Genomic DNA, 1,920 nt, shown 5'->3' with positions numbered 1-1,920 from the left:
TTATGTGCGCCCAGCATGGGCGTAATCTTAAGGGTGAAAGTCCCTAACACGACCTAGTAGTGGTAAGTGTATAGCCTAAGACAAGGGTGTCCACCGTGAGGTGGAATCTGAAGGAAGTCGGCGGCAAATCTCTGGTCTGACGAACAGAAATCACATACAAGGCAGCGCCTATGGGTAAGATTGCATAACAAATCGAAGCCCTATAACTACTCGAAAATAGGTGATGTAAATGTGGCAGATAGATGGAGAGAAAGATTACGTTCTTACCTGGGGAGGTCTTAGATATACATTGTGGAAATGAATTTTGAAGCAATAACCTATGTAGTGATACATAGCTGAAATCTAAGAAGTCAGCAGAAGTCATAGTACTCTCGCTAATCGCGAAAGCGGGTGGAAGGACTGAACGATAGGAGGTTTTGAAACTTTGAAGAACACAAAGAAATGTGATGAAAGCAGACAACTTCATATAGAAGGTTACTTACAGAAAGATAGAGTGGAACTCGAAGAATATGTAGGAGCGCCTAGCATTTCATTGACGTTAGATAAGAAACAGAACGCTGAAATTAAATATGCCAATGGATTGCTTGAGAAGATTATAGATAGAAACAATCTAAATCAAGCTTTTAAGAGGGTTAAATCTAATAAAGGAAGTCATGGAATTGATGGTATGAAAGTAGATGAACTTCTACAATATCTGAAAGAAAATGGCGATAGCCTTAAGCAATCTATATTGGAAGGTAATTATAAACCTAACCCAGTTAGACGTGTAGAAATACCCAAACAAGATGGTAAGAAACGTCCACTAGGAATCCCAACGGCAGTTGACCGAGTTATACAACAAGCAATTGCTCAAGTTTTAAGTCCAATATTTGAAGAAAAGTTTTCAGATAATAGTTATGGATTTAGACCTAACAAAAGTGCTCATCAAGCAATTCTAAAATGTAAAGAGTATATGGATAATGGATATAAATGGGCTGTAGATATAGACCTAGAGAAATACTTTGATACTGTAAATCATGATAAGCTAATAGGTTTAGTTTATAAAGAAATTAAAGATATTAGGGTAATATCTTTAATAAGAAGATATCTACAAGCAGGTGTAATGATAAATGGAGTAATAAATTTTACCGAAAAAGGTGTACCTCAAGGTGGAAATTTATCACCATTACTTAGCAATATCATGTTAAATGAGCTTGATACAGAATTAGAAAAGCGAGAACTAAACTTTTGTAGATACGCTGATGACTGTAATATATATGTAAAATCAAAGAAAGCAGCGGAAAGAGTAATGGAAAGTGTCACAAAATTCATAGAGAAAGATTTAAAACTCAAAGTGAATAAAGAAAAAAGCAAGGTCGACAGACCATGGAAGTTAAAGTATTTAGGTTTTTCATTCTATAATAAGAAAAATGGAATGGGAATAAGAGTACATAATAAATCAATTGAAAAATTGAAAGCTAAGCTTAAGAAAATTACTGCAAGAAGTAATGCGATGAGCATGGAATATCGAGCATTAAAATTAAAACAAACAATAACTGGTTGGATTAATTATTTTAAGCTAGCAGATTTAAATGGTACTTTAAGGGAAATGGATAAATGGCTAAGACGAAGGCTGCGCCTGTGCTATTGGAAACGATGGAAGAAAATCAAAACTAAGCATGACAATTTAGTCAAATTAGGGATGGATAACTTTAAAGCATGGGAATATGCAAATACAAGAAAAGGCTATTGGAGAATTTCCAACAGCCCTGTTTTAAATACAACATTATCTAATAACTACCTAAAAGAACAAGGGTTTATAACGTTAACCGAGAGTTATTTAAGATTTAGGTAATTCTATTGAACCGCCGTGTACCGAACGGTACGCACGGTGGTGTGAGAGGACGGAAAATAAAATAATTATTTTCCTCCTACTCGATT

At 34.9% G+C, this 1,920-nt stretch carries 1 protein-coding gene; it reads left to right on the top strand.

The window, feature by feature from the left end; genetic code table 11:
• The first annotated feature begins 424 nt into the window (after positions 1-424).
• Complete coding sequence (gene ltrA, locus AZI32_RS16920) at positions 425-1,834, top strand: group II intron reverse transcriptase/maturase (protein ID WP_061997124.1); 1,410 nt, start codon at positions 425-427, stop codon at positions 1,832-1,834.
• Positions 1,835-1,920: the final 86 nt, after the last annotated feature.

Origin of the sequence: Clostridium sp. ATCC 25772 (assembly GCF_001573875.1) — a bacterium.
Lineage (GTDB): Bacteria > Bacillota > Clostridia > Clostridiales > Clostridiaceae > Clostridium_J > Clostridium_J senegalense.
Note: the sequence above shows the minus strand (reverse complement) of the source record. Positions and strands in the feature narration are given on the sequence as shown.